This window comes from Flavobacterium sp. KBS0721 (genome assembly GCF_002007065.3).
Taxonomy (GTDB): Bacteria; Bacteroidota; Bacteroidia; order Flavobacteriales; family Flavobacteriaceae; genus Flavobacterium; species Flavobacterium piscis.
The window spans coordinates 2,717,626-2,737,058 of the sequence record NZ_CP042170.1; the positions used below are offsets into that span (position 1 = coordinate 2,717,626).

The 19,433-nt window shown below is 33.8% G+C and carries 19 protein-coding genes; 11 read left to right on the forward strand and 8 right to left on the reverse strand.

Going from position 1 to position 19,433, the window contains the following annotated elements; all coding sequences use genetic code 11:
• Positions 1-7: 7 nt before the first annotated feature.
• From B0M43_RS11920 to B0M43_RS11945, 7 genes are all read left to right on the forward strand, one after another.
• Positions 8-1,483 carry a RagB/SusD family nutrient uptake outer membrane protein gene (locus tag B0M43_RS11920; protein WP_078008186.1) on the forward strand — a complete coding sequence of 492 codons (1,476 nt, stop codon included), beginning with the start codon at positions 8-10 and terminating at the stop codon, positions 1,481-1,483.
• Between the two features lie 11 nt (positions 1,484-1,494).
• A complete protein-coding gene (locus tag B0M43_RS11925; RefSeq protein WP_078008185.1) occupies positions 1,495-3,051 on the forward strand; it encodes a PKD domain-containing protein in 1,557 nt (518 codons plus the stop codon).
• Positions 3,052-3,064: 13 nt separating this feature from the next.
• On the forward strand, positions 3,065-4,723 hold the full coding sequence (locus B0M43_RS11930; RefSeq protein ID WP_065447822.1) for a family 16 glycosylhydrolase: 1,659 nt from the start codon (positions 3,065-3,067) through the stop codon (positions 4,721-4,723).
• 81 nt (positions 4,724-4,804) lie between these two features.
• Entirely contained in the window at positions 4,805-5,563 is a 759-nt protein-coding gene (locus B0M43_RS11935; RefSeq protein WP_078008183.1) for a family 16 glycosylhydrolase, read from the forward strand.
• 333 nt (positions 5,564-5,896) lie between these two features.
• Positions 5,897-6,481 (forward strand): RNA polymerase sigma factor, encoded by a 585-nt coding sequence (locus B0M43_RS11940; RefSeq protein WP_078008182.1) that lies wholly within the window; start codon positions 5,897-5,899, stop codon positions 6,479-6,481.
• A 51-nt stretch (positions 6,482-6,532) separates the two neighbouring features.
• Positions 6,533-6,676: a hypothetical protein gene (locus tag B0M43_RS24425; protein WP_165606639.1), complete on the forward strand. Its 144-nt coding sequence runs from the start codon at positions 6,533-6,535 to the stop codon at positions 6,674-6,676.
• A 797-nt stretch (positions 6,677-7,473) separates the two neighbouring features.
• Positions 7,474-8,538: a hypothetical protein gene (locus B0M43_RS11945; RefSeq protein ID WP_078008181.1), complete on the forward strand. Its 1,065-nt coding sequence runs from the start codon at positions 7,474-7,476 to the stop codon at positions 8,536-8,538.
• A 25-nt stretch (positions 8,539-8,563) separates the two neighbouring features.
• On the opposite strand, the gene nth is transcribed toward B0M43_RS11945, so the two are convergent.
• Positions 8,564-9,241, reverse strand: a complete 678-nt coding sequence (gene nth / locus B0M43_RS11950) for an endonuclease III (protein WP_078008180.1) — start codon at positions 9,239-9,241, stop codon at positions 8,564-8,566.
• Between the two features lie 348 nt (positions 9,242-9,589).
• Between nth and bcp the strand changes: the two genes are divergently transcribed.
• On the forward strand, positions 9,590-10,042 hold the full coding sequence (bcp, locus tag B0M43_RS11955; protein WP_078008179.1) for a thioredoxin-dependent thiol peroxidase: 453 nt from the start codon (positions 9,590-9,592) through the stop codon (positions 10,040-10,042).
• Positions 10,043-10,192: 150 nt separating this feature from the next.
• Here the strand turns inward: bcp and B0M43_RS11960 are convergent, their stop codons facing one another.
• Positions 10,193-11,656: a TonB-dependent receptor gene (locus B0M43_RS11960; RefSeq protein ID WP_065447828.1), complete on the reverse strand. Its 1,464-nt coding sequence runs from the start codon at positions 11,654-11,656 to the stop codon at positions 10,193-10,195.
• 90 nt (positions 11,657-11,746) lie between these two features.
• Here B0M43_RS11960 and B0M43_RS11965 point away from each other — a divergent pair, with 90 nt between their 5' ends.
• From B0M43_RS11965 to B0M43_RS11975, 3 genes are read left to right on the forward strand one after another with little or no spacing between them, the layout of a single operon-like run.
• Positions 11,747-12,511, forward strand: a complete 765-nt coding sequence (locus B0M43_RS11965) for an MBL fold metallo-hydrolase (RefSeq protein WP_078008178.1) — start codon at positions 11,747-11,749, stop codon at positions 12,509-12,511.
• 13 nt (positions 12,512-12,524) lie between these two features.
• Positions 12,525-13,028, forward strand: coding sequence for a hypothetical protein (locus B0M43_RS11970; protein WP_065447830.1), 504 nt, complete (start codon positions 12,525-12,527; stop codon positions 13,026-13,028).
• 42 nt (positions 13,029-13,070) lie between these two features.
• On the forward strand, positions 13,071-13,493 hold the full coding sequence (locus tag B0M43_RS11975; RefSeq protein WP_078008177.1) for a hypothetical protein: 423 nt from the start codon (positions 13,071-13,073) through the stop codon (positions 13,491-13,493).
• A 46-nt stretch (positions 13,494-13,539) separates the two neighbouring features.
• On the opposite strand, the gene B0M43_RS11980 is transcribed toward B0M43_RS11975, so the two are convergent.
• The 6 genes from B0M43_RS11980 to B0M43_RS12005 form a co-directional block, all read right to left on the reverse strand.
• On the reverse strand, positions 13,540-14,166 hold the full coding sequence (locus tag B0M43_RS11980; protein ID WP_065447831.1) for a hypothetical protein: 627 nt from the start codon (positions 14,164-14,166) through the stop codon (positions 13,540-13,542).
• Complete coding sequence (locus B0M43_RS24630; protein WP_210418050.1) at positions 14,147-14,746, reverse strand: hypothetical protein; 600 nt, start codon at positions 14,744-14,746, stop codon at positions 14,147-14,149. Before B0M43_RS24630 ends, B0M43_RS11980 begins: the two co-directional genes overlap by 20 nt.
• A 39-nt stretch (positions 14,747-14,785) precedes the next feature.
• A complete protein-coding gene (locus tag B0M43_RS11990; RefSeq protein ID WP_078008176.1) occupies positions 14,786-15,430 on the reverse strand; it encodes an alpha/beta hydrolase in 645 nt (214 codons plus the stop codon).
• Positions 15,431-15,558: 128 nt separating this feature from the next.
• Positions 15,559-15,885, reverse strand: coding sequence for a hypothetical protein (locus tag B0M43_RS11995; protein ID WP_078008175.1), 327 nt, complete (start codon positions 15,883-15,885; stop codon positions 15,559-15,561).
• Between the two features lie 5 nt (positions 15,886-15,890).
• Complete coding sequence (locus B0M43_RS12000) at positions 15,891-17,147, reverse strand: dihydroorotase family protein (protein ID WP_078008449.1); 1,257 nt, start codon at positions 17,145-17,147, stop codon at positions 15,891-15,893.
• Between the two features lie 216 nt (positions 17,148-17,363).
• Complete coding sequence (locus tag B0M43_RS12005) at positions 17,364-19,292, reverse strand: BatA domain-containing protein (RefSeq protein ID WP_078008174.1); 1,929 nt, start codon at positions 19,290-19,292, stop codon at positions 17,364-17,366.
• Between the last annotated feature and the right edge of the window lie 141 nt (positions 19,293-19,433).

Below are 19,433 nucleotides of genomic sequence, written 5' to 3' on the forward strand. Positions count from 1 at the left end.
GAAGAAAATGAAAAAGTATATTATAAATATAGGATTAGGAATCGTGCTTTTAGGAGCTTTGAGCGTTTCTTGTTCGGATAATTTTGTAGAACGTGAACCTGTATATTCAATAGATTCAGAAAATTATTTTAATTCAGAATCAGATTATTATAATGCCTTAATTGGTGCCTATGATTTGCTGCAATCTACTTATATAAATGTTTTACTAGGCGAAATAGCTTCTGATAATACAGCGGCCGGAGGAGAAAGTGCGAGTGACGTACTTGGTTTTCAGCAAGTAGACGAAATGACACACACAGCCGTAAACAGTAATATAAAAGATGTCTGGAACTGGATGTTTGCAGGAGTCAACAGAGCAAGTTATATCCTGGAATTTAAAGATAAAACAGATTTTCCGGGTAAAAACCAAATATTGGCCGAAGCGCATTTTTTAAGAGCATATTACCATTTTGAGTTAGTAAAGTGGTTTGGTGGCATTCCGTTAAATGGAGATAAGAGGTTTAAATTAGATGACGAGAAAAAAATTCCGCGTTCTTCAGTTCCAGAAGTTTACGCTTCTATTGAAGCCGATTTACTTTATGCGATCGATAATTTAAACCCTAATGCCCCTGAAGTAGGAAGAGCCACAAAAGGAGCTGCGCAGGCATTACTAGGAAAAGTGTATTTGTATCAGGATAAATTTGCAGAGGCATCTAAAGTTTTAGACCAGGTGATCCAATCAGGAAAATATTCATTGATAGCAGATTACAATACAATTTTTGAAAATGCTGGAGAAAACGGAAAAGAATCAGTATTCGAAGTACAGTATAGTGATGCAGAAGGAGCAGGTTTTGGATGTCTCCAATGTAGTGAAGGAAATGTTGCTGTAGGTTTTAACGGTGTACGTAATTATGTAGGGCCGCTTTTTGATTCAGGATATAGTTTTAATGTACCAACTGCAAAAATTGCCAATGCATTTGAGGTAGGCGATAATCGTAAAGATGTTGCAATTCTGGATATTGTTGCCTGGGCTGCAGCCAATAATGCTACTTATGGTACGGGATATAAACACACAGGATATTTTAACAGAAAATATTTACCACGTCAGGGAGATTCTAATATTGGTGATCAAAACCTGACAAACCCTAATAATTACAGAGCAATTCGTTATGCCGATGTATTATTGATGGCTGCCGAAGCTTATAGTAGAGGAGGATTAGGAGATGCTAAAGCCAGAACGTATTTAAACGAAGTAAGACGACGTGCATTTGGAGATACAAATCATGATATCTCAGCTTCAGGACCAGCTTTAACTGATTTTATCTGGTCAGAAAGAAGGTTTGAATTTGTTGGAGAAGGAATTCGCTTTTTCGATTTAGTACGCACAGGTAAAGCAGCACAGGAAATTACTGGTTTTAAGGCAGGAAAAAATGAAATATTCCCAGTTCCACTTGAAGAAATTCAATTCGCAAACGGCAACTGGCAGCAAAATCCTCAATATTAAAAAATAGTATTATGAAAAAATTACATTTTATTATAAGTCTGTTCGTTTTAGCAATCGCAACAGGTTGCTCCAATGACAGTAATGGCAGCGATGTCGATGTCGATTCGATCGAAGCGCCAAAAAATATATCGGCACTCACCACTATTACTCAGGATAATTCTGGTAAAGTAACTTTTTTGCCTAAAGGAGAAGGCGTAACACAATATCAGGTTAATTTTGGAGATGGAAGCCCAGTGTCCAATTATCTTTCGGCCGGAGCAACTGTAGCGCATACTTACAAAGAAGGTATTTACCAGGCTAAGATTATGGCAATGGGAATAAATGGAAAAATTACAGAAGTAACTCAAGAAGTTACTGTTTCATTTTTGGCACCAAGTAATCTGCAGGTAACATTAGCGCATGTAGTTGGAGATAATTTATCAGCAACTGTCAGTGCAAAAGCCAGTTTCGAAACCTATTTTCAGGTTTATTTTGGAGAAGGTATAAATGAAGTTCCTGTGGATTTTATGGAGGGTGAAACCATTAAACACACCTATGCCAATATAGGAACTTATGAAGTAAAAGTTGTCGCTTTAAGCGGAGGAAAAGCAACGACGGTACATACAGAATCGATTACAATTTCGAACCCAATTTTATTACCGGTTGATTTTGAGTCGGCTACTTTAAATTATGCCTTTAATACTTTTGGAGGTGTCGCAACAGTTGTAGCCAATAATCCTAGTGTAGATGCCAGCAATGTAAGTGCAAAAGTCGCTAAATTAACCAAGCCGGCAGGTGCTGAGGTATGGGCAGGTTCTTTCTTAGAATTAGGAGAACCAATTAATTTTGCTACATTGAAAAAAATCAAAATAAAAGCCTGGTCACCAAAAGCGGGAATTGTGGTTAAAATGAAATTAGAGAATTTAGCCAATCCTGATATTAATGCCGAAGTAGATGTTACCAATACAGTAGCAAATAATTGGGAGGAATTGGTATTTGATTTTTCAGCTGTTGATAACGCAAATAAATACCAAAGAGTAGTGTTGTTCTTTGATTTTGGAAATGCAGGAACCGGTGTCGATTATTACTATGATGATATTCAGTTAACCTCAGGAGCAGAATCTCTGGTATTGCCGTTAACATTCGAATCAACAACTTTAACTTATGCTTACGGAAATTTTGGTGGTGCTGCAGCGGCCGTAGTGGCAAATCCTGACAAATCAGGAATCAATACATCATCAACAGTAAGTGCTTTAACAAAAAACAATGGTGCCGAAGTTTGGGCAGGTTCGTCATTGGCACTTGAAACCGCTATTAATTTCTCAACATTTAAAAAATTAAAAATGAAAGTCTGGTCACCTCAGGCCGGAATTATTGTAAAATTTAAATTAGAGAATTTAAACGATGCCTCTATAAATAAAGAGATTGATGCCACCACAACAGTTGCAAACGGTTGGGAAGAACTCACTTTTGATTTTAACGGAATTGTGAATGCCAATAATTATCAAAGGATAGTGCTTTTCTTTGATTTTGGAAACAACGGCACTGGTAAAACATACTATTTTGATGACATTAAACAATCCAACTAAAATATAAGTAATCATGCGTAAAATAATTATAAATATCGTGTCCGTACTTACGATTCTGCTTATGGTAGGGTGTCAGGAAGACGATTTAAAATTCGGGAAATTACAAGCACCCACAAACCTTGTAATTACGGCCGAGATTGTAGGTAAAAGCGATGCAGATCCAAACGGAGATGGATCAGGATTAGTAAAGCTTGTCGCTACGGCAAGTGATGCTATATCATATAAATATTCATTTAGCGACGGAACCTCACTAAATGCACCAACAGGTAAAATCGAAAAAAGATTTACCAAACCGGGGCTTAATACCTATACTGTAACTGTTATTGCGACAGGAACAGGAGGAATAGAAACGAACACCTCAATTGATGTTACTGTACAAAGTGATTTTAGCGATCCGGAGGCAGTAACGTTCCTAACAGGCGGAACTTCTAAAAAATGGTATTGGTCGGCTTCAGAGCCAGGGCATTTGGGAGTAGGGCAAAATGATGGTGATGCAACCAAAAATTATTATGCTAATTATTATATGGCAGGACCTTTTGAAAAAGCAGCTTCACCGGCAAGTAGTTGTTTGTATGATAATGTATTAACATTCTCTCTTGATGGTGATGTAGTAAAATATCAATTAGATAATGGTGGTTCAACATTCTTCAATGCGTCTTTTGCAAGTGTAGCAGGAGGAAGCTCACCTGATGACGCTTGTTTGGCTTATGATGCAAGCGGAACAAAAATTGTATCGCTTAGCCCTTCAGAATCGGTTGTAATGAACAATCCGGATCATCTAACACAAACACGAGGAACGTCAATCAATTTCTCTGACGGTGGATTTATGGGTTATTATATAGGACAAAGTACTTATGAAATAATTTCGATAACAGCCAACAGAATGGTAGTAAGAGCCGTTATGGGCGGTAATCCTGCCTTGGCTTGGTATCATATTTTTACTACCACAAAACCTACTCAGGCGCCACCGGCTGATTATACAAAGTTAGTTTGGTTTGACGAGTTTAATACAGACGGTGCTCCTGACGCTACAAAGTGGAATTACGATTTGGGCAGAGGAGACAATGGTTGGGGAAATAATGAAGAGCAAAACTATACCAACTCAGCAACAAACGTAATCGTTCAGGGTGGAAACTTAAAAATTACTGCTAAAAAAGAAGCGTCAGGAGGTGCTAATTATTCTTCAACCCGACTTAAAACGGATGGTAAATTTAAATTCACCTATGGTAAAGTCGAGATAAAAGCCAAGCTTCCAACGGGCGTAGGAACCTGGCCGGCAATCTGGATGCTGGGTTCAAATTATACTACTAAACCCTGGCCAGCTTGCGGAGAAATAGATATTATGGAACATGTGGGCAAAAATCAAAATGTTATTTTGAGTACGCTTCATTATCCCGGACATTCAGGAGGACAAGGTAATACGGGGTCTAAAACAATACCAAATGTCTCAACAGAATTTCATGTTTATAAAGCAGTCTGGAGTCCTGCATCAGTAACTACTTTTGTAGATGATGTTCAGATCCATTCTGTTCCTAATGATGGTACTTTACCTTTTAACAGTGACTTCTTCTTAATTTTGAATGTTGCAATGGGAGGTAATCTAGGCGGTAATATTGATCCTGCTTTTACACAATCTTCTATGGAGGTTGATTATATAAGAGTATATCAATAGATTATAAATTAATTAGTAAGAATGAGGTGAGAAGGTCAGTTAAGGCTGGCCTTCTTATTTTATTAATTTTAAAATGATTGTATGAAAAAAGTATTTGTATTACTAATGATCACCAGTTTTAGTTTTGCCCAACAAGTAAAAAGAAAATTAGTCTGGGAAGAAAATTTTAATAAAAAAGAGGTTAATGAAACTTTTTGGAATTTAGAACTTGGCGATGGATGTCCAAATTTATGTGGTTACGGCAATAACGAAAGACAGATTTACACCAAAACAAATCACGAATTCAAGGATGGAAATCTTATAATAGAAGCAAGAAAAGAAGGAAATAAATATACCTCAACAAAAATAACAACAAAAGGCAAAAAAGAGTTTAAATATGGTCGAATCGAAGCCAGGGCAAAATTACCGGTCGGGCATGGTTTGTGGCCGGCATTCTGGATGCTTGGAGCTAATATTGATGAGGTAAAATGGCCTAAAACGGGAGAAATTGACATTCTCGAATACATAGGAAGAGATCCGCATATGGTGTATACCACTTTGCACACGCAAGACAGCCACGGAAATACCATTAATACAAAAAGAACCCCTTTTCCTACCATCGAAGAAGGATATCATGTTTACGCAATTGAATGGACAAAAGATAAAATCGATTTTTTTGTAGATCAGACTTTAGTCTATACATTTAATCCAGAAGTAAAAAATGAAGATACCTGGCCATTTGATAAACCATTTTATATTATCCTAAATTTGGCCATAGGAGGAAATTTTGGAGGTCCGAAAGTAGATGATAATGTGCTTCCTCAAAAATTTTATGTCGACTATGTCCGTGTTTATGAATAAGGATTTATGCCCATAAAAGTTTTATATTAATCAGGCTTAAATAGGTTAATTATTTGGTATTGACTTGTTTATGTCTGATTTTTTATGTTAAAAAAATGATCTGTTTTTTATTTTTTTTGATCATTTAAAGCCTGTAACTAAGTTTGTTCTGCAAAAATTAACGATTTATTGTTAATTATTCTTCATTTTGTTTGCTTTTTAAAATTATAATTTGTTAAATTTGGTCAGAATATTAACATAACATCATAACCCAAAAGATACGCCTATTATATAAAACTACTTTTTAGAAAAATTACTCCAAATTTTAAAACAGAACTAAAAAAAAGTAGTATTATGGCTGATCTGCATATTCCAGACGCTCTATTAGTGAAAAATTATGTCGAAGGTAACGAAATGGCCTTATCGACATTAATTAAAAGACACGAGTCTAAGATATATGGATTTATATATTCTAAGATTACTGATAGAGATATTTCAAACGATATTTTTCAAGACACTTTTATCAAGGTAATTAAAACCTTAAAAAGTAATTCCTATAATGAAGAAGGTAAATTTTTACCTTGGGTAATGCGTATATCTCACAATTTAATTGTAGATCATTTTCGTAAAACCAAAAAAATGCCAATGTACAGAGAGACAGAAGAGTTTTCGATTTTTTCTGTCATGTCAGATGATTCCCTAACAATTGAGAATAAAATGATCTTTGATCAGGTCGAAGTAGACTTAAAAAAGATAATCGAAGAACTTCCTGAAGATCAAAAAGAAGTATTAGTAATGCGCATGTATCAGGATATGAGTTTCAAAGAAATATCTGAAATTACAGGGGTTAGCATCAATACTGCGCTGGGCAGAATGCGTTATGCACTAATGAATTTAAGAAAAATAATTGACAAACATCAAATTATTTTAACCAACTAATACTATTTTGAGTAATAGTCCGTTATACTATAATAAAACATTTTTGATAGTATGGCGAAAATTTACTCTAAAAAGGCATTAGCTTCTAAAGATTTAAAACCTAAAAAAGAAGTTGTTTCTTTTTTACTTAATTATTCACAAGCATTAACAATTGTGAAAATTGAAGATAAAAGTTTTGAAATTATAGCTAATTAAACAGCCCACTACATTTGTCGGATGTTTATTTCGAAAGAAAAACCAACTGGTCGTTTGGTTGAAAGCTCACTATTTGTATGCAAATACAGGTAGTGAGTTTTTTTTTTACTTATAATACTAAGCGAATTGTTTTCAAAAATTAAAGATCAATTAAAAATCTCCTCAATTTGATAAAAACATTGCACTATGTTTTTAACACGATAATAAAAAAACAACTTCAATAATAGGAAACATAGCCAACGATTTTAACCGTTGGGGCGCAATATATTCACAATTCATTGCAGAATAAATTCCACTCTAAATTTTTACACCAGAATTAGCATATTAAAAGCCAGTTCCTTTATTTATATATCACTTAGAATTGATAAAAATTTGACAATAATTTTACAGGCATTTTGTTAAAGTTCTATATTTTATCTTAATATCAAATATTTATTTTATATTTAGCTTTGTTTTAGTTAAAAACCAGTTTTTTATTTAATAAAATAACTATATAGAAGAGGTTTGTGTATTAAAAACCTTTCAATAAGTAGAAAAATTCAATTTTTAATAATAACCAGATAGAAGTATAACCAAAAAAATAAGTATAACCAAAACCAAATCATCTATGGCCAAAAATTACCCTAACCAAGTTTCGTTTGTTGTTCATTTTAATATCTTATAAAATATTAAAAGAGATGAATATTTGTCGAATATTGATTTGAAAAAAAGTAAAACTTATTCTTTAAGCCAATATCGCAATTGTTCATTACAAGTAGTGTCCTTAAGCTATTTTAACAACCAAACTTAACCGAAAAATGAAAAAGAACTTTAAGATCTTATTACTGCTCCTATCAATAAATATAGGTGCATACGCTCAAAAAGAAGAAATAAAAGAAGCGCAATCTTATTACAGCAAAGGAAAAACCCAGGAAGCACTAGCTATTTTAAAGAAAATAGAATATCTAATAATAAATGCACCGGTTGAGGTAAAATCAGATTTCTATTTTACAAAAGGCAATGTTTACAAAGACTTAGCAAGCAAAAATGTAGATGCTGCTGCTAATTTTGCTTTGGCAGTAGGAGCCTATCAGGATGTACTATTGTATGAAAATGATTCTCAAATTTACAAATATGCTTTCAAGGCAAGTTTGGCTCTAAAAGAAATGAAATCCAAACTCGTAGACGGAGCTTACAATGATTTCAAAGCAGAAAAATTCAAAGAAAGCGCCGATAAAAGTTATGAAGTTTACCTGTTCGATAAAAAAGATGTACGAAACCTGTTTAATGCAGCATCAGCCGCCTTTGCAGCAAAAGATTACAAATCTGCCATTAAGTATTTTGAAGAACTAAAAAGGCTAAACTATACAGGAGAAATCGTTATTTTTTATGCGACCAATAAAAAAACAAAACAAGAAGAAGCTTTTATTTCAATGAGTGCCAGAGAAGCAAGTATTCAGGAAGGACTTTACGAAAAACCGAGAAATGTAAATCCGCTATCAAAGCAAGAAGAAATTCTGGTCTCTTTAGCGTTTTCTTATATGGAAACCAACGATTATTGTAGTGCCGAAAAATATTACGAAGACGCATTGCAAGTCAATCAAAATTGCATGACTTGCTATATCAACATGGCCTATGTCAAAATGCAATTTAGAAAAGAATTACAGGATCTTATGGGCTCCTTAGGAAACAGCCCTGCCGAAATGCAGCAATATGATAAACTAGATGCCCAAAAAGACGATATTGTAAAAAGTGCAATTCCGTACCTAAAAAAGGCACTGAATATAGAACCAAAAAACGAAAGTGCTGCAAAATCACTTCTCGGTATCTACAGATCGCTAAACATGACAGGAGAATATAATGCCCTTAAAAGTAGTATGTAAAAAATAAAAAAAACTAAAGACGAAGCTACCTAATAATCTTTTTGGTAGCTTCTTCTTTTTTCATAGCTTCCTCTATCAGCGATTTTTTGCCAACAGTCCTTGTAATAATATCTTTATCCAGACTCCATCCCCTTGCAGGCGAATATTCGCGGCCATACCAAATAATCTGAAGATGCAGATCATTCCATAAATCTCTCGGAAATAATCTTTTAGCATCTTTTTCAGTCTGCACCACATTTTTTCCGTTCGAAAGATTCCATCTTAGCATCAGCCTGTGAATATGAGTATCAACCGGAAAAGCCGGCACACCAAAAGCCTGGGACATCACCACACTTGCCGTTTTATGCCCCACAGCAGGTAATTCTTCAAGAGCTTCAAAACTCTGAGGCACTTTCCCGTCATATTTATCAATCAGAATATGCGATAAACCATAAATTCCTTTCGATTTCATTGGCGACAAACCGCACGGGCGAATAATTTCTTTAATTTCCTCTATCGACATTTTTACCATATCATACGGATTATCAGCCTTCGCAAAAAGAATAGGCGTAATCTGGTTCACACGCACATCCGTACATTGCGCCGAAAGCAAAACAGCAATCAACAACGTATAGGGGTCTTTATGATCAAGCGGGATAGGTATAGTAGGGTAGAGTTCTTTTAACGTATTTATAACAAATTGTACGCGAGCTTCTTTATTCATTTCCGTATTTTTAATCCCGTAAAAATAGCATAATTTTCATGATGTGCCTAATCCAGCTTTCTGTTGCAACTCCTCATTGTGGCAATAACATTTTTAAGCATTCGCAAGAGCTTCCTCCAGTCGTTTTGCCAATGCAAAAAATATAAATTACCACAACTCCGGGGTTTTCACTTCAATCTGGGGCATGGAAAAAAGTTATGAGTTTTCAGTCGCAGTTTTCAGCACAAAGCTTTGCGAACTTTACATTAAAAATGTATCTCCAATTAAGAAAGCTTTGTATAAAAACTTTGCGAACTTTGCGGTTAAATTTTCAAAGTTTAAAGGAATCCAAAATAAAAATAAAAAAATATGACAACATTAAAAGCCGGTGACAAAGCACCAAACTTCTCAGGAGTTGATCAGGACGGAAAAACACATAAACTGGCAGATTACGCTGGAAAAAAATTAGTCGTTTTCTTTTATCCAAAAGCAAGTACACCAGGCTGTACAGCTGAAGCTTGTGACTTAAGAGATAATTTCGAGCGTTTTAAAGCCAATAATTACGAATTGCTAGGCATAAGTGCCGACAGTCAAAAAGCACAGCTAAAATTCAAAGACAAATACGAATTCCCTTTTGCATTATTAGCCGATGAAGATAAATCAGTAATCAATGCATTTGGCGTTTGGGGACCAAAGAAATTCATGGGAAAAGAATACGACGGAATCCATAGAACTACCTTTGTCATAAACGAAAACGGAATCATTGATGAGGTAATTGAAAAAGTAAAAACAAAAGAACACGCTGCGCAAATTTTGAAATAAAGATTTTTGTTCAGTTTTCGGTAGAGACACAGCAGTGCGTCTTCGTATTGTGTTAGACGCACTGCTGTGCGTCTCTACTGAAAACTGCGACCGAGACTGAAACAAAAAAAGTCCCAAAAAGAAAAACTTTCTTTTTAGGACTTTTTTGTATTATATATTATTTTGTTCCAATTCAGTTTCCGGATGATATCCAAAAAGATGATGTTCTTTAATAATTTCGGCAACACCAGACGGAAGCATTGGTTCCCAGCCTGATTTCCCCTGACTGATCATTTTTAAAACTTCTCGGGAGAATACATTTAAAATATTAGGGTTGTAATCTACGATGTCAACCACTTTTCCGTTGAATTTAAAGAATTTGTACAATTCCTTCATTCTAGGATGAACTTTTAAGTTTTCAGAAGTGATAATTTCTCCGTTTTCGCCCAACATTGGGTATAAAAATACTTTCATATCGCGATAGAATAATTTTCCGAAAGCTTCAAGAATTCCACCACTTAAATGACGATAGTATTTCTCATCAAAAATATCCACTAAATTATTTACCCCCATTGCCAATCCCATTCTTGCTTTGGTATAATTAGCAAAATATTCAACCACTTTATAATATTCCTGGAAATTGGAGATCATTACAGTCTGACCTAAAGAACAAAGCAATTCAGCTCTGTCCATAAAATCTCGTTCATCAATTTCACCATCAGAACGTAAATTCGAAAGTGTAATTTCAAAAACGACCAAAGTATTGTCTTTTTCAACCTTATTTTCTTCAAGAAACATCTTAAGCGATTTCTCGTACATATCAAGGTTTACATTCGTAACCGGACGAAAACTTCCTCTAAAAGCAAGAAGATTCTTTTTGTATAAAACAGCTGCCGGTAATACGTTTTTCCCTTCAGGATTAAACATTACCGCATCAGTCATTCCGTTTTTAACCAATTGCAAACTCATCAATCGATTGTCAACATCAGCAAAACGAGGTCCTGAGAAGTTAATAGTGTCAATTTCGAGTTGGTCTTTGTCTAAGTGATCGTATAGGTAACGAAGTAATCGTTTTGGATCGTTGTATTTGTAAAAAGCACCGTAAATAAGGTTTACCCCTAAAATCCCCAGTGTTTCCTGTTGTAGTCTGGCATCAGTTTCTTTAAAACGAATATGAAGAATAATTTCGTTATAAGCTTCGTCTGGTTCAATTTGGTATCGAATTCCAACCCAACCGTGACCTTTAAATTGTTTGGCAAAATCTATAGTGGCAACAGTGTTGGCGTAACTAAAGAAAAGTTTTGTAGGATGTTTTTCTCGGCTTAATCGTTCCTCGATTATTTGCCCTTCAAGAGTCAGCATTTTCTTTAATCGCTCTTCGGTTACGTAGCGGCCGTCACTTTCAATCCCATAAACTGCATCACTGAAATCTTTGTCGTAGGCAGACATTGCTTTTGCAATTGTTCCCGATGAACCTCCGGATCTGAAAAAATGCCTGACGGTTTCTTGTCCAGCACCAATTTCAGCAAAAGTTCCGTAAATATTCTCGTTTAAATTAATGCGTAACGCTTTGTCTTTTATGGAAGGAATCTGTTCGATGACCTTGTCACCTTTGAGTTTTATTTCTGTACCCATTTTATTTTAAATAGATTTGTTACAAAGTTAGCAAATTAGGCTTCTAATGAAAGAGAATTAATCCTATTTTTGTAAAAAAATTAAGTTCAATTGAAGGTATATTTTTTAGGTACTGGTACTTCGCAAGGCATTCCGATAATCGGAGTCGATCATCCCGTTTGTAAAAGCACTGATGCTAAGGACAAAAGGCTCCGCGTATCCATTTGGATCAGATGGAACGAACATTCTTACGTTATCGATTGCGGTCCTGATTTCAGGCAGCAAATGCTTTCTTGCGGCTGCAGACATCTCGATGCCATTTTGTTTACACACGAACATGCAGATCATACTGCCGGTTTAGATGATATTCGCCCTTTTAATTTCAGACAGGGTGAAATTCCCGTTTATGCACACCAGCGTGTTATTGACAATCTTAAACGCCGTTTCGATTATGTTTTTGAAACTGTGAACAAATATCCTGGCGCTCCAAGCGTTAAGACTATTGAAGTTATTAATAACGAACCTTTTGCTATTGGTGACAAAACGGCCATTCCGGTCAATGTGATGCACGGCGATTTGCAGGTTTTTGGATATCGAATAGATGACTTTGCTTATTTAACCGATGTTAAAACCATTCACGAAAGTGAAGTTGGAAAACTAAAAAATCTTAAAGTTTTAGTGGTAAATGCTTTACGCGTAGAACCGCACGACACACACTTTAATCTGCAGGAAGCACTCGATTTTATCAATTTGGTTAAACCTGAAAAAGCTTATTTAACACACATTAGCCACGTTTTAGGCTTTCATGAAGAAGTGCAAAAGCAACTACCTGAAAACGTTTTCCTGGCTTACGACAACTTAGAAATTACAATTTAATTATACCACAACAATGAAAAAATCCTTAATGCTTTATCTTTTTATCCTTGCGATATTAATGAATGTTTTTACCTATATGTTTTACAGTAGAGAAGTAAAATTTGGTGAGGAAAGATATGATAAAACAACTAAGAAATTAAGAGACAGTATTAATTTGGTAACAACAAAATTAGCTGATGCAGATTATTTCTCTCTGGAACATAACGAAAATGCACAAAACTATTTTGACAATAGTGCTTCTGGAGGAAAAGTAATTTTATACGAAAAACTAATTCCGGTTGTAACAGAGAAGCTGTTAGACCTAAATGCAAACCCAAACGGAAATCCTTACACAGGTCAGGATAAAATTGGTCCAAACAAGTTTATCATCAATAAAATAAAAATTCTAAACCACAGATGGATTATTGCTGATTATAGTAATGGTGAATTATGGGGAGAAGTCTTGTTAAAATATTTTGTTGATAACGATGATAAGATTACTTTTGAGGTTAATCAAACCTGGTTGTATCAAAAATAGTCATTAGCAATCCTGTTTTTTGCAATCTAAATTATAGGACATATGAAAAAGATATTTTTATTTTCGGTTATTATTGGTCTTTCATTTTCTTGTGCTAAAAAAGTTGCACAGGAAAATAATACACCAAAAGAAGAAACAAAAAAAGTAGTTGGCGGAGATGTCGATACTCACGGATGTAAACCTTCTGCAGGTTATACTTGGTCATCACTTAAAAAAGAATGCGTGCGTCTTTTTGAGGTGGGAACAAAATTAGCTCATGCCGAAGACGGAAAAACATATTCAACAGTTTCCTATGTTATTTTTGAAGGAAACCAAGCCGAACTTTTTCTGGATACTCAAAAAGAACCAATCCTTTTAGAAAGAAAATCCGAAGGTGATTCCTGGACTAAAGACGATTATCAATTGATTCCCTGGAAAGGTTATGTTTTGAAAAAGAATGGTAAAATTATTTATACAGGACAGTAAAAGTTTAAAGTCGCAGTTTTCAGTTTGAAGCTGCGACTTTTTTATTTTAAGAAAAATGCAGTGTCATTAAAATAATTGCATAAATCCAAAAGTTATAAAGGATTGTAAAACTGAATCCATATAAAATACTATTTGAATAATTACCTCTGCATTTAGATGATTTTTTAAAAACAAGTCGTATTGCCCTGAAGAATATCCAATAAAGCATTGCGATAAAAGTTAAAATAGAAAACCATACTATTGCGCCAAATGCCCAACATAAATAGCTAATTATAACGGCCATAACAAACCATAAAATTAGGCTTATTATAATTCCAAAAAATCCTTCACCAACATCCGGTGCGTCTTCAATACTTCGGTCTGTAACGGCTTCCTTTATAAAATCAATTTTTGATGGATCAAAACGATCTGTTATTTCCCCCAGATTATCTTTTATTTTAATTCCTTTGAATAATCCAATAGTTATAAATAGGAAGAAAGCTATAGATAAAATGGTTGTTGATAATAGCGAATTTTCAAAAAAGGAACTATGATTTCCTAGTCCAAAAAGCCAAACACTTATAATAGTTAAAGGGATAACAATGAGTGTAATTATAAATATATTCTTGGAATTCAGAATTTTATAGTTGCTTGTCGATTTTAATTTACGATTCTTATTGTTCTTTTTTACCATTAAAAAAATCTTTAATCATTTGCGAACTTTCATCGGGATTTCTTAAAGATACAAACTCACCATTTTTATCTATTGTAAAATGCCCTTTAAAAGCTTCAGGCATTGCGTTATATTGCTCGTTTACCTGATTTAGTGTTTCTCTAAAACAATTGTAACTGTATTTTTCAGCTAAATATGGTAAAGAATTTTGTCCTCTTAAAAGTTCGTATTCCTGATAATTATAAGGAGTAGTTTCCTGTCTTTTAAGCAATGTTAAATTAAATTTTAGCAGTAATTTTTCTATTTCCTTTTCGCTAATAAAATGCGAAAGTCCGCGAAGCGCATAGATTTTCATGTCAAGATAACGCTCTTTTTTATAGGCATTATCAAAGAAATCCTTTAATTCAGGAAAATCAAAATCGTATAATAATCTTAAGGCTTTATTTCTAATATCCAATTGTTTTGTAGTAGAATAAATCCTGGTTAAGTGAGTAAAATTATCTTTATTGATACTATTTTGATCTAAAGAAAACAGCGCACTTCTAAAGTCTTTATTGCTGTCAATTTTTTCGTCAGTTAATATAATTGGGAAATTACTCATTATAAGGATTTAAAATAACTAAAAACTGAGACTAGAAAACTACTCCGACAGCCAATTCTTAAAATCAAAGAAATTTTGTGGAGCAACTCCGTGACCAACAGGATATTCCTTATAAGTAATCGGGATATGCAGTTTTTCTAAAATAGCAGGAGTTTTTCTCGCCCAATCAATAGGGATTACCTGATCTACAGTTCCGTGAGAGGCGAATATTTTTAAGTTTTTAAAGTCATTTTTTTCGTAACCTTCTTTGATGATTTCTTCGTTGAAATAACCACTCATGGCAACAACTCTCTGAATTTTTTCAGGATACGAAAGTGCAACAGCATAACTTAAAATAGAACCCTGGCTAAAACCAACCAAAGTAATATTATTGGCATCAATAGGATAATTGGCAACCAATTCATCAACAAACTTAGCGATCAAATCGCGTGAAGTTTTCGCTTGCTCATTATCTGAAAACTTATTCTGGTCAGCATCAAAATTAATAGCATACCATGCATATGCACCGTATTGTAAATCATAGGGCGCGCGGGCAGAAATAATGTAATAATTTTCAGGAAGTTCAGTAGCAAACGAGAATAAATCAGCTTCGTTGCTGCCGTATCCGTGTAATAAAAGTAAAACAGGATTTTTATCTAAGATAACTTTTGGTTCTTGTATTTTATATTCTAAAGATAGATTCATTTCTTTTGGAAAGTTATGAGTTATAAGTTTTGAGTTATGAGTTTCTTTCGAAGTTGATCTTTGTCAAAGTTTCGAACTTTCAGAAAGCTTTTAAGTTTGGAATTTGGAATTTCAAAAATTGGAATTTTTTATCCAATAGATTTAAACCATTTTTGAAACAAATTTCCAACCAACGGAATTGATCTTGTTTGCCCTTGTATAGCGCTAAAAATGCCATATGTCCATAATATCGAAATACAAATCCACATGGGAAAAGTAATCATAAAGCTGTCGAAATTGCTGATAATGGCTCCGAAGGAAATAAAAGCAAGTGATAATCCTAAAGCCTGACGGATATGAAAAGAGGCAAAACTATTTTTATTTTCAGAGTTCATAGACATCGCGATCAAAACACCAATAATTAAAATATAACTGGTAATAGCGATTGATTTTCCCTCTTCGATTGAATTATTCATTGTAATTATTGAGATATAACAAGTTGATTTTGATTCAAAATTCCATAAACAGCACCTTTGATTTCTGTTCCTAAAAAAGCAGAATTTTTAGATTTTGAAAGAATACTGGCTTTCGTAAAAGTTGCTGTTCCTTCCGGAGTAAAAAAAGTAAAGTTAGCTTTAGAACCTTCAGCAATTGAATCACTTTCAATTCCAAAAACAGCTTTTCCCGAAGTTAATTTTTCAATTACCGTTTCAAGTGGTAAAACAGTTAACAAAGCGCCAAACGCACTTTCAAGACCAATTGTTCCGTTTTTAGCGGTATCAAATTCCATTTTTTTAAATTCGATATCAATTGGGTTATGGTCTGAAGTAATGATATCTATTGTTCCATCTTTAACTCCGTTTAGTAAAGCTTGTCTGTCGGTTTCGGTTCTTAACGGCGGTGTAACTTTAAAACGGGTATCAAAACCTTCTAATTTTTCATCGGTTAAAACCAAATGATGTACAGCAACACTCGCAGTAACCTGTAACCCTTTTGCTTTAGCTTCTCTAATTAATTCCACCGATTTTGCAGTAGAAATTGTTGGAATATGAAGTTTCCCTCCCGTATATTCTAGTAGAAATAAGTTTCTTGATATTTGAAGTTCTTCTGCTAAATTTGGAATTCCTTTCAACCCTAATTTGGTCGAAACAATTCCTTCATTTGCAACTCCATTTCCTTTAATATTAGGGTCTTGCGAATAGGTAATAACCAATCCGTCGAAATCCTGTACGTATTGTAAAGCAATTTTGAGCAAGTTGGCGTTGTCGATACTTTTATTGTAATCTCCAAAAGCAACAGCTCCGGATTTTTTCATATCAAACAATTCTGCCATATCTTTTCCTTCGCTCGCTTTTGTTAAAGCCCCAATAGGGAAAAGTGCAGTAGCAAAACCATTTGCTTTGTTTTTTACAAAATTCACCTGTGATTGATTGTCGATAACAGGGAAGGAGTTTGGTTGAAGAGCAATGCCGGTAAAACCACTTTTTGCAGCAACATTCAATCCGTTTGCAATAGTTTCTCTGTCTTCATAACCTGGTTCTCCAAAAGAAACGCTGCTATCAAACCAACCTTGAGAAAGATGTAAATTATCAAATTTAACTTCGGTGGTATCCTCGATATCCAGAATTGAAGTTCCTATTTTTTCTATTAAACCATCTGCAATTAAAAGATCAACGGTCTGGTTATGAAACGGACTTTTTGAATCGATAATTTTGGCGCTTCTGATGATTATTTTCATATGTAGATATTTATTTTGTACTGAAACAATTAAATTATTTTGAAACATGAATGCTTAATTTTTCTGAACCATTAAGGAATTAAGTTAATAAAGGAAAAACTCAATATTCTTAATGAACAGAAATAGTACTTAAGTCTCTATTACCATTTAAAATTTAAGACGAAGCTTATTCTTCTTAATCTCTTAATGGTTCAAAAAAAAGTAAAACTTTAAGTTTTACTTTACGAATTTGATAATGGCCATTTCTAATGCTAAAAATAACAGTGCAAAGATAACAAACCATTTCCAAATTTGGCTGTCAGTTCGCTCAGTTTGTAATGTATTAAATATGGTCGAAATTGTATCGGCAGTTTTAAAATCAGAAACCACGTTGGTGTTCACCTGACTCAAATCGCTTTCGGTTCTTTTGTAATTAAAACTCAGGTTTTCTATCCATTCTTTTTTATCAAAAACACTATAATTTCCGGCTGTTTCCGGGAAATCGTTAAAGGTTAGTTTTACCTTATTATTTAATATCTGCTGAATCGGAATAAAGGAATCTTCTGTTCCTTTTACTTCCAGAATAGCATCTTTGGTTAGTAATACATCTACAAAATAAGGCTGATTATTACCAATTGTCAAGGCATTAACTCCGGTTTTCTGATTGTTTTGCCCCATTTTATAAAACAACGGAACAATTAATGGTGATTGCTGAAAGTTTGAATTTGCTGCGTTTATTGGTCCAGAAAAAACAGTGATTCCCGAAACCGGATTCTGAATTGCGGTTACAAATACACTTTGATCTTCATACGATAAAACGGACGGATAAGAACTCGAAACAGCAAATGAACTATTTGTTTTTGGATATTGAAAATTGGTGATTTTATTCTCGAAAACCCCGGAGAATAAAGGATGATCAAAATTGATTTTGGTAATTAACTTAGTTTTGTTTTCCAGAGTATTGAACTGGATTTTTCCGAAATTACCAATAAATGAATTAAGATTAGAAATTGATGATTTTTCAGAAGGAATGACAACTAAGTTTCCGCCTTTAGATACAAATGCTTTTAAAGTAGTTTGTAAAGCCTGAGGAACTTCAACTAGCTCATTTAGAATTATCGTATTCTGTTTGTCTAAACTATTATAATCTAAATTGCTAATCGAATAATTGTTATAATTGAATTCTGAAGAAGTATAGATTCTCGATAAGAAATTGCTTTTTTCGGGCTCGCCGATACTTATAACATTTGTCTTTTTATTTTTCGAAATGCTAAAATAAAGCTTGTTGTCATAAGTAAGACCATTATCTTCAATAGTTACGTATCCGTGAAAGGCTTCTTTTGGAATTGTGAAATTGACTTTCTTTTTCTTCGCATCAAACTTGATAATTGTTTTCGCAATGAGTTTATTTTGATTGTACAATGCCATAGAAACAGGTTTGAAATCTTCTCCGTAAGCCGATAGATTTACGCTGATTTCATAGAAATTTTCTAAAGTCTGGTTGATGTAAACACTGTCAATAGCGATGTTGTTTTTTTGTTCTGCCGTTGGAATTATAAAATACGGTTTCTCTTCGGTATCAATGTTTTTCACATCTTTTTCAGCTAAACCAACAGCATCTGTAATAATAACAATGTCTTTTTTATAAGCCGATTTATGTGCTTTTATCTTCGCCATAATCGACGGAAGTTCAAAAGGAGTGGCGCTGTATTTTAAGTTCTGTAAACTACTTTTGGATGATTTAATATCAGTGTTCCAATAATTTTCGGTATTAGTTAATAACGAAAACTGAGTCGCTTCGGGCGTGTTTTCTAATAATTCCTGAACAGCACGTTTTAATAATTCGCCTTTTTTGCCTTTGGCTTGCATACTAAACGAATTGTCCAGAATAATATACATTTCGTTAGTTGCATTTTTACTGTCTTGTGCTTCAAAAAAAGGTTGGGCAAAAGCTAAAATAATGCACGTAAGCAATAATAAACGAGTCGCTAATAACAGTCTTTTCTTGATTTTAGAACTTTTTCGGGTTTGAATCGAAAGCTCTTTTAAGAAACGTACATTAGTAAAATAAGAGATTTTAAAACGTCGCAATTGAAATAAATGAACCAAAATTGGCACAATCAATAAAAACAGAAAGTATAGAATTTCGGGATGTTTAAAATGCATTCTGGCTTAGATTTATTTCACTACATTTTGTAGATACTGGTCAAAAATACAAATTTTTCATCAAAACATATAGGTAATAGTATTTAAAGCATATAAGTAATATAGGAGATTATAAGCAAACTGTAATTACAGAAAAATTAA

Bases quoted from the DNA above. Each gene is read 5' to 3' on its own strand.
- B0M43_RS11960 (WP_065447828.1), bottom strand. From the start codon at position 11,656: ATGGGTACAGAAATAAAACTCAAAGGTGACAAGGTCATCGAACAGATT.
- B0M43_RS11940 (WP_078008182.1), top strand. From the start codon at position 5,897: ATGGCTGATCTGCATATTCCAGACGCTCTATTAGTGAAAAATTATGTC.
- B0M43_RS11980 (WP_065447831.1), bottom strand. From the start codon at position 14,166: ATGGTAAAAAAGAACAATAAGAATCGTAAATTAAAATCGACAAGCAAC.
- B0M43_RS11925 (WP_078008185.1), top strand. From the start codon at position 1,495: ATGAAAAAATTACATTTTATTATAAGTCTGTTCGTTTTAGCAATCGCA.
- B0M43_RS24425 (WP_165606639.1), top strand. From the start codon at position 6,533: ATGGCGAAAATTTACTCTAAAAAGGCATTAGCTTCTAAAGATTTAAAA.
- B0M43_RS12005 (WP_078008174.1), bottom strand. From the start codon at position 19,292: ATGCATTTTAAACATCCCGAAATTCTATACTTTCTGTTTTTATTGATT.
- B0M43_RS11935 (WP_078008183.1), top strand. From the start codon at position 4,805: ATGAAAAAAGTATTTGTATTACTAATGATCACCAGTTTTAGTTTTGCC.
- B0M43_RS11945 (WP_078008181.1), top strand. From the start codon at position 7,474: ATGAAAAAGAACTTTAAGATCTTATTACTGCTCCTATCAATAAATATA.
- B0M43_RS11995 (WP_078008175.1), bottom strand. From the start codon at position 15,885: ATGAATAATTCAATCGAAGAGGGAAAATCAATCGCTATTACCAGTTAT.
- B0M43_RS12000 (WP_078008449.1), bottom strand. From the start codon at position 17,147: ATGAAAATAATCATCAGAAGCGCCAAAATTATCGATTCAAAAAGTCCG.
- B0M43_RS11990 (WP_078008176.1), bottom strand. From the start codon at position 15,430: ATGAATCTATCTTTAGAATATAAAATACAAGAACCAAAAGTTATCTTA.
- nth (WP_078008180.1), bottom strand. From the start codon at position 9,241: ATGAATAAAGAAGCTCGCGTACAATTTGTTATAAATACGTTAAAAGAA.
- bcp (WP_078008179.1), top strand. From the start codon at position 9,590: ATGACAACATTAAAAGCCGGTGACAAAGCACCAAACTTCTCAGGAGTT.
- B0M43_RS11975 (WP_078008177.1), top strand. From the start codon at position 13,071: ATGAAAAAGATATTTTTATTTTCGGTTATTATTGGTCTTTCATTTTCT.
- B0M43_RS11930 (WP_065447822.1), top strand. From the start codon at position 3,065: ATGCGTAAAATAATTATAAATATCGTGTCCGTACTTACGATTCTGCTT.
- B0M43_RS11970 (WP_065447830.1), top strand. From the start codon at position 12,525: ATGAAAAAATCCTTAATGCTTTATCTTTTTATCCTTGCGATATTAATG.
- B0M43_RS24630 (WP_210418050.1), bottom strand. From the start codon at position 14,746: ATGAGTAATTTCCCAATTATATTAACTGACGAAAAAATTGACAGCAAT.
- B0M43_RS11920 (WP_078008186.1), top strand. From the start codon at position 8: ATGAAAAAGTATATTATAAATATAGGATTAGGAATCGTGCTTTTAGGA.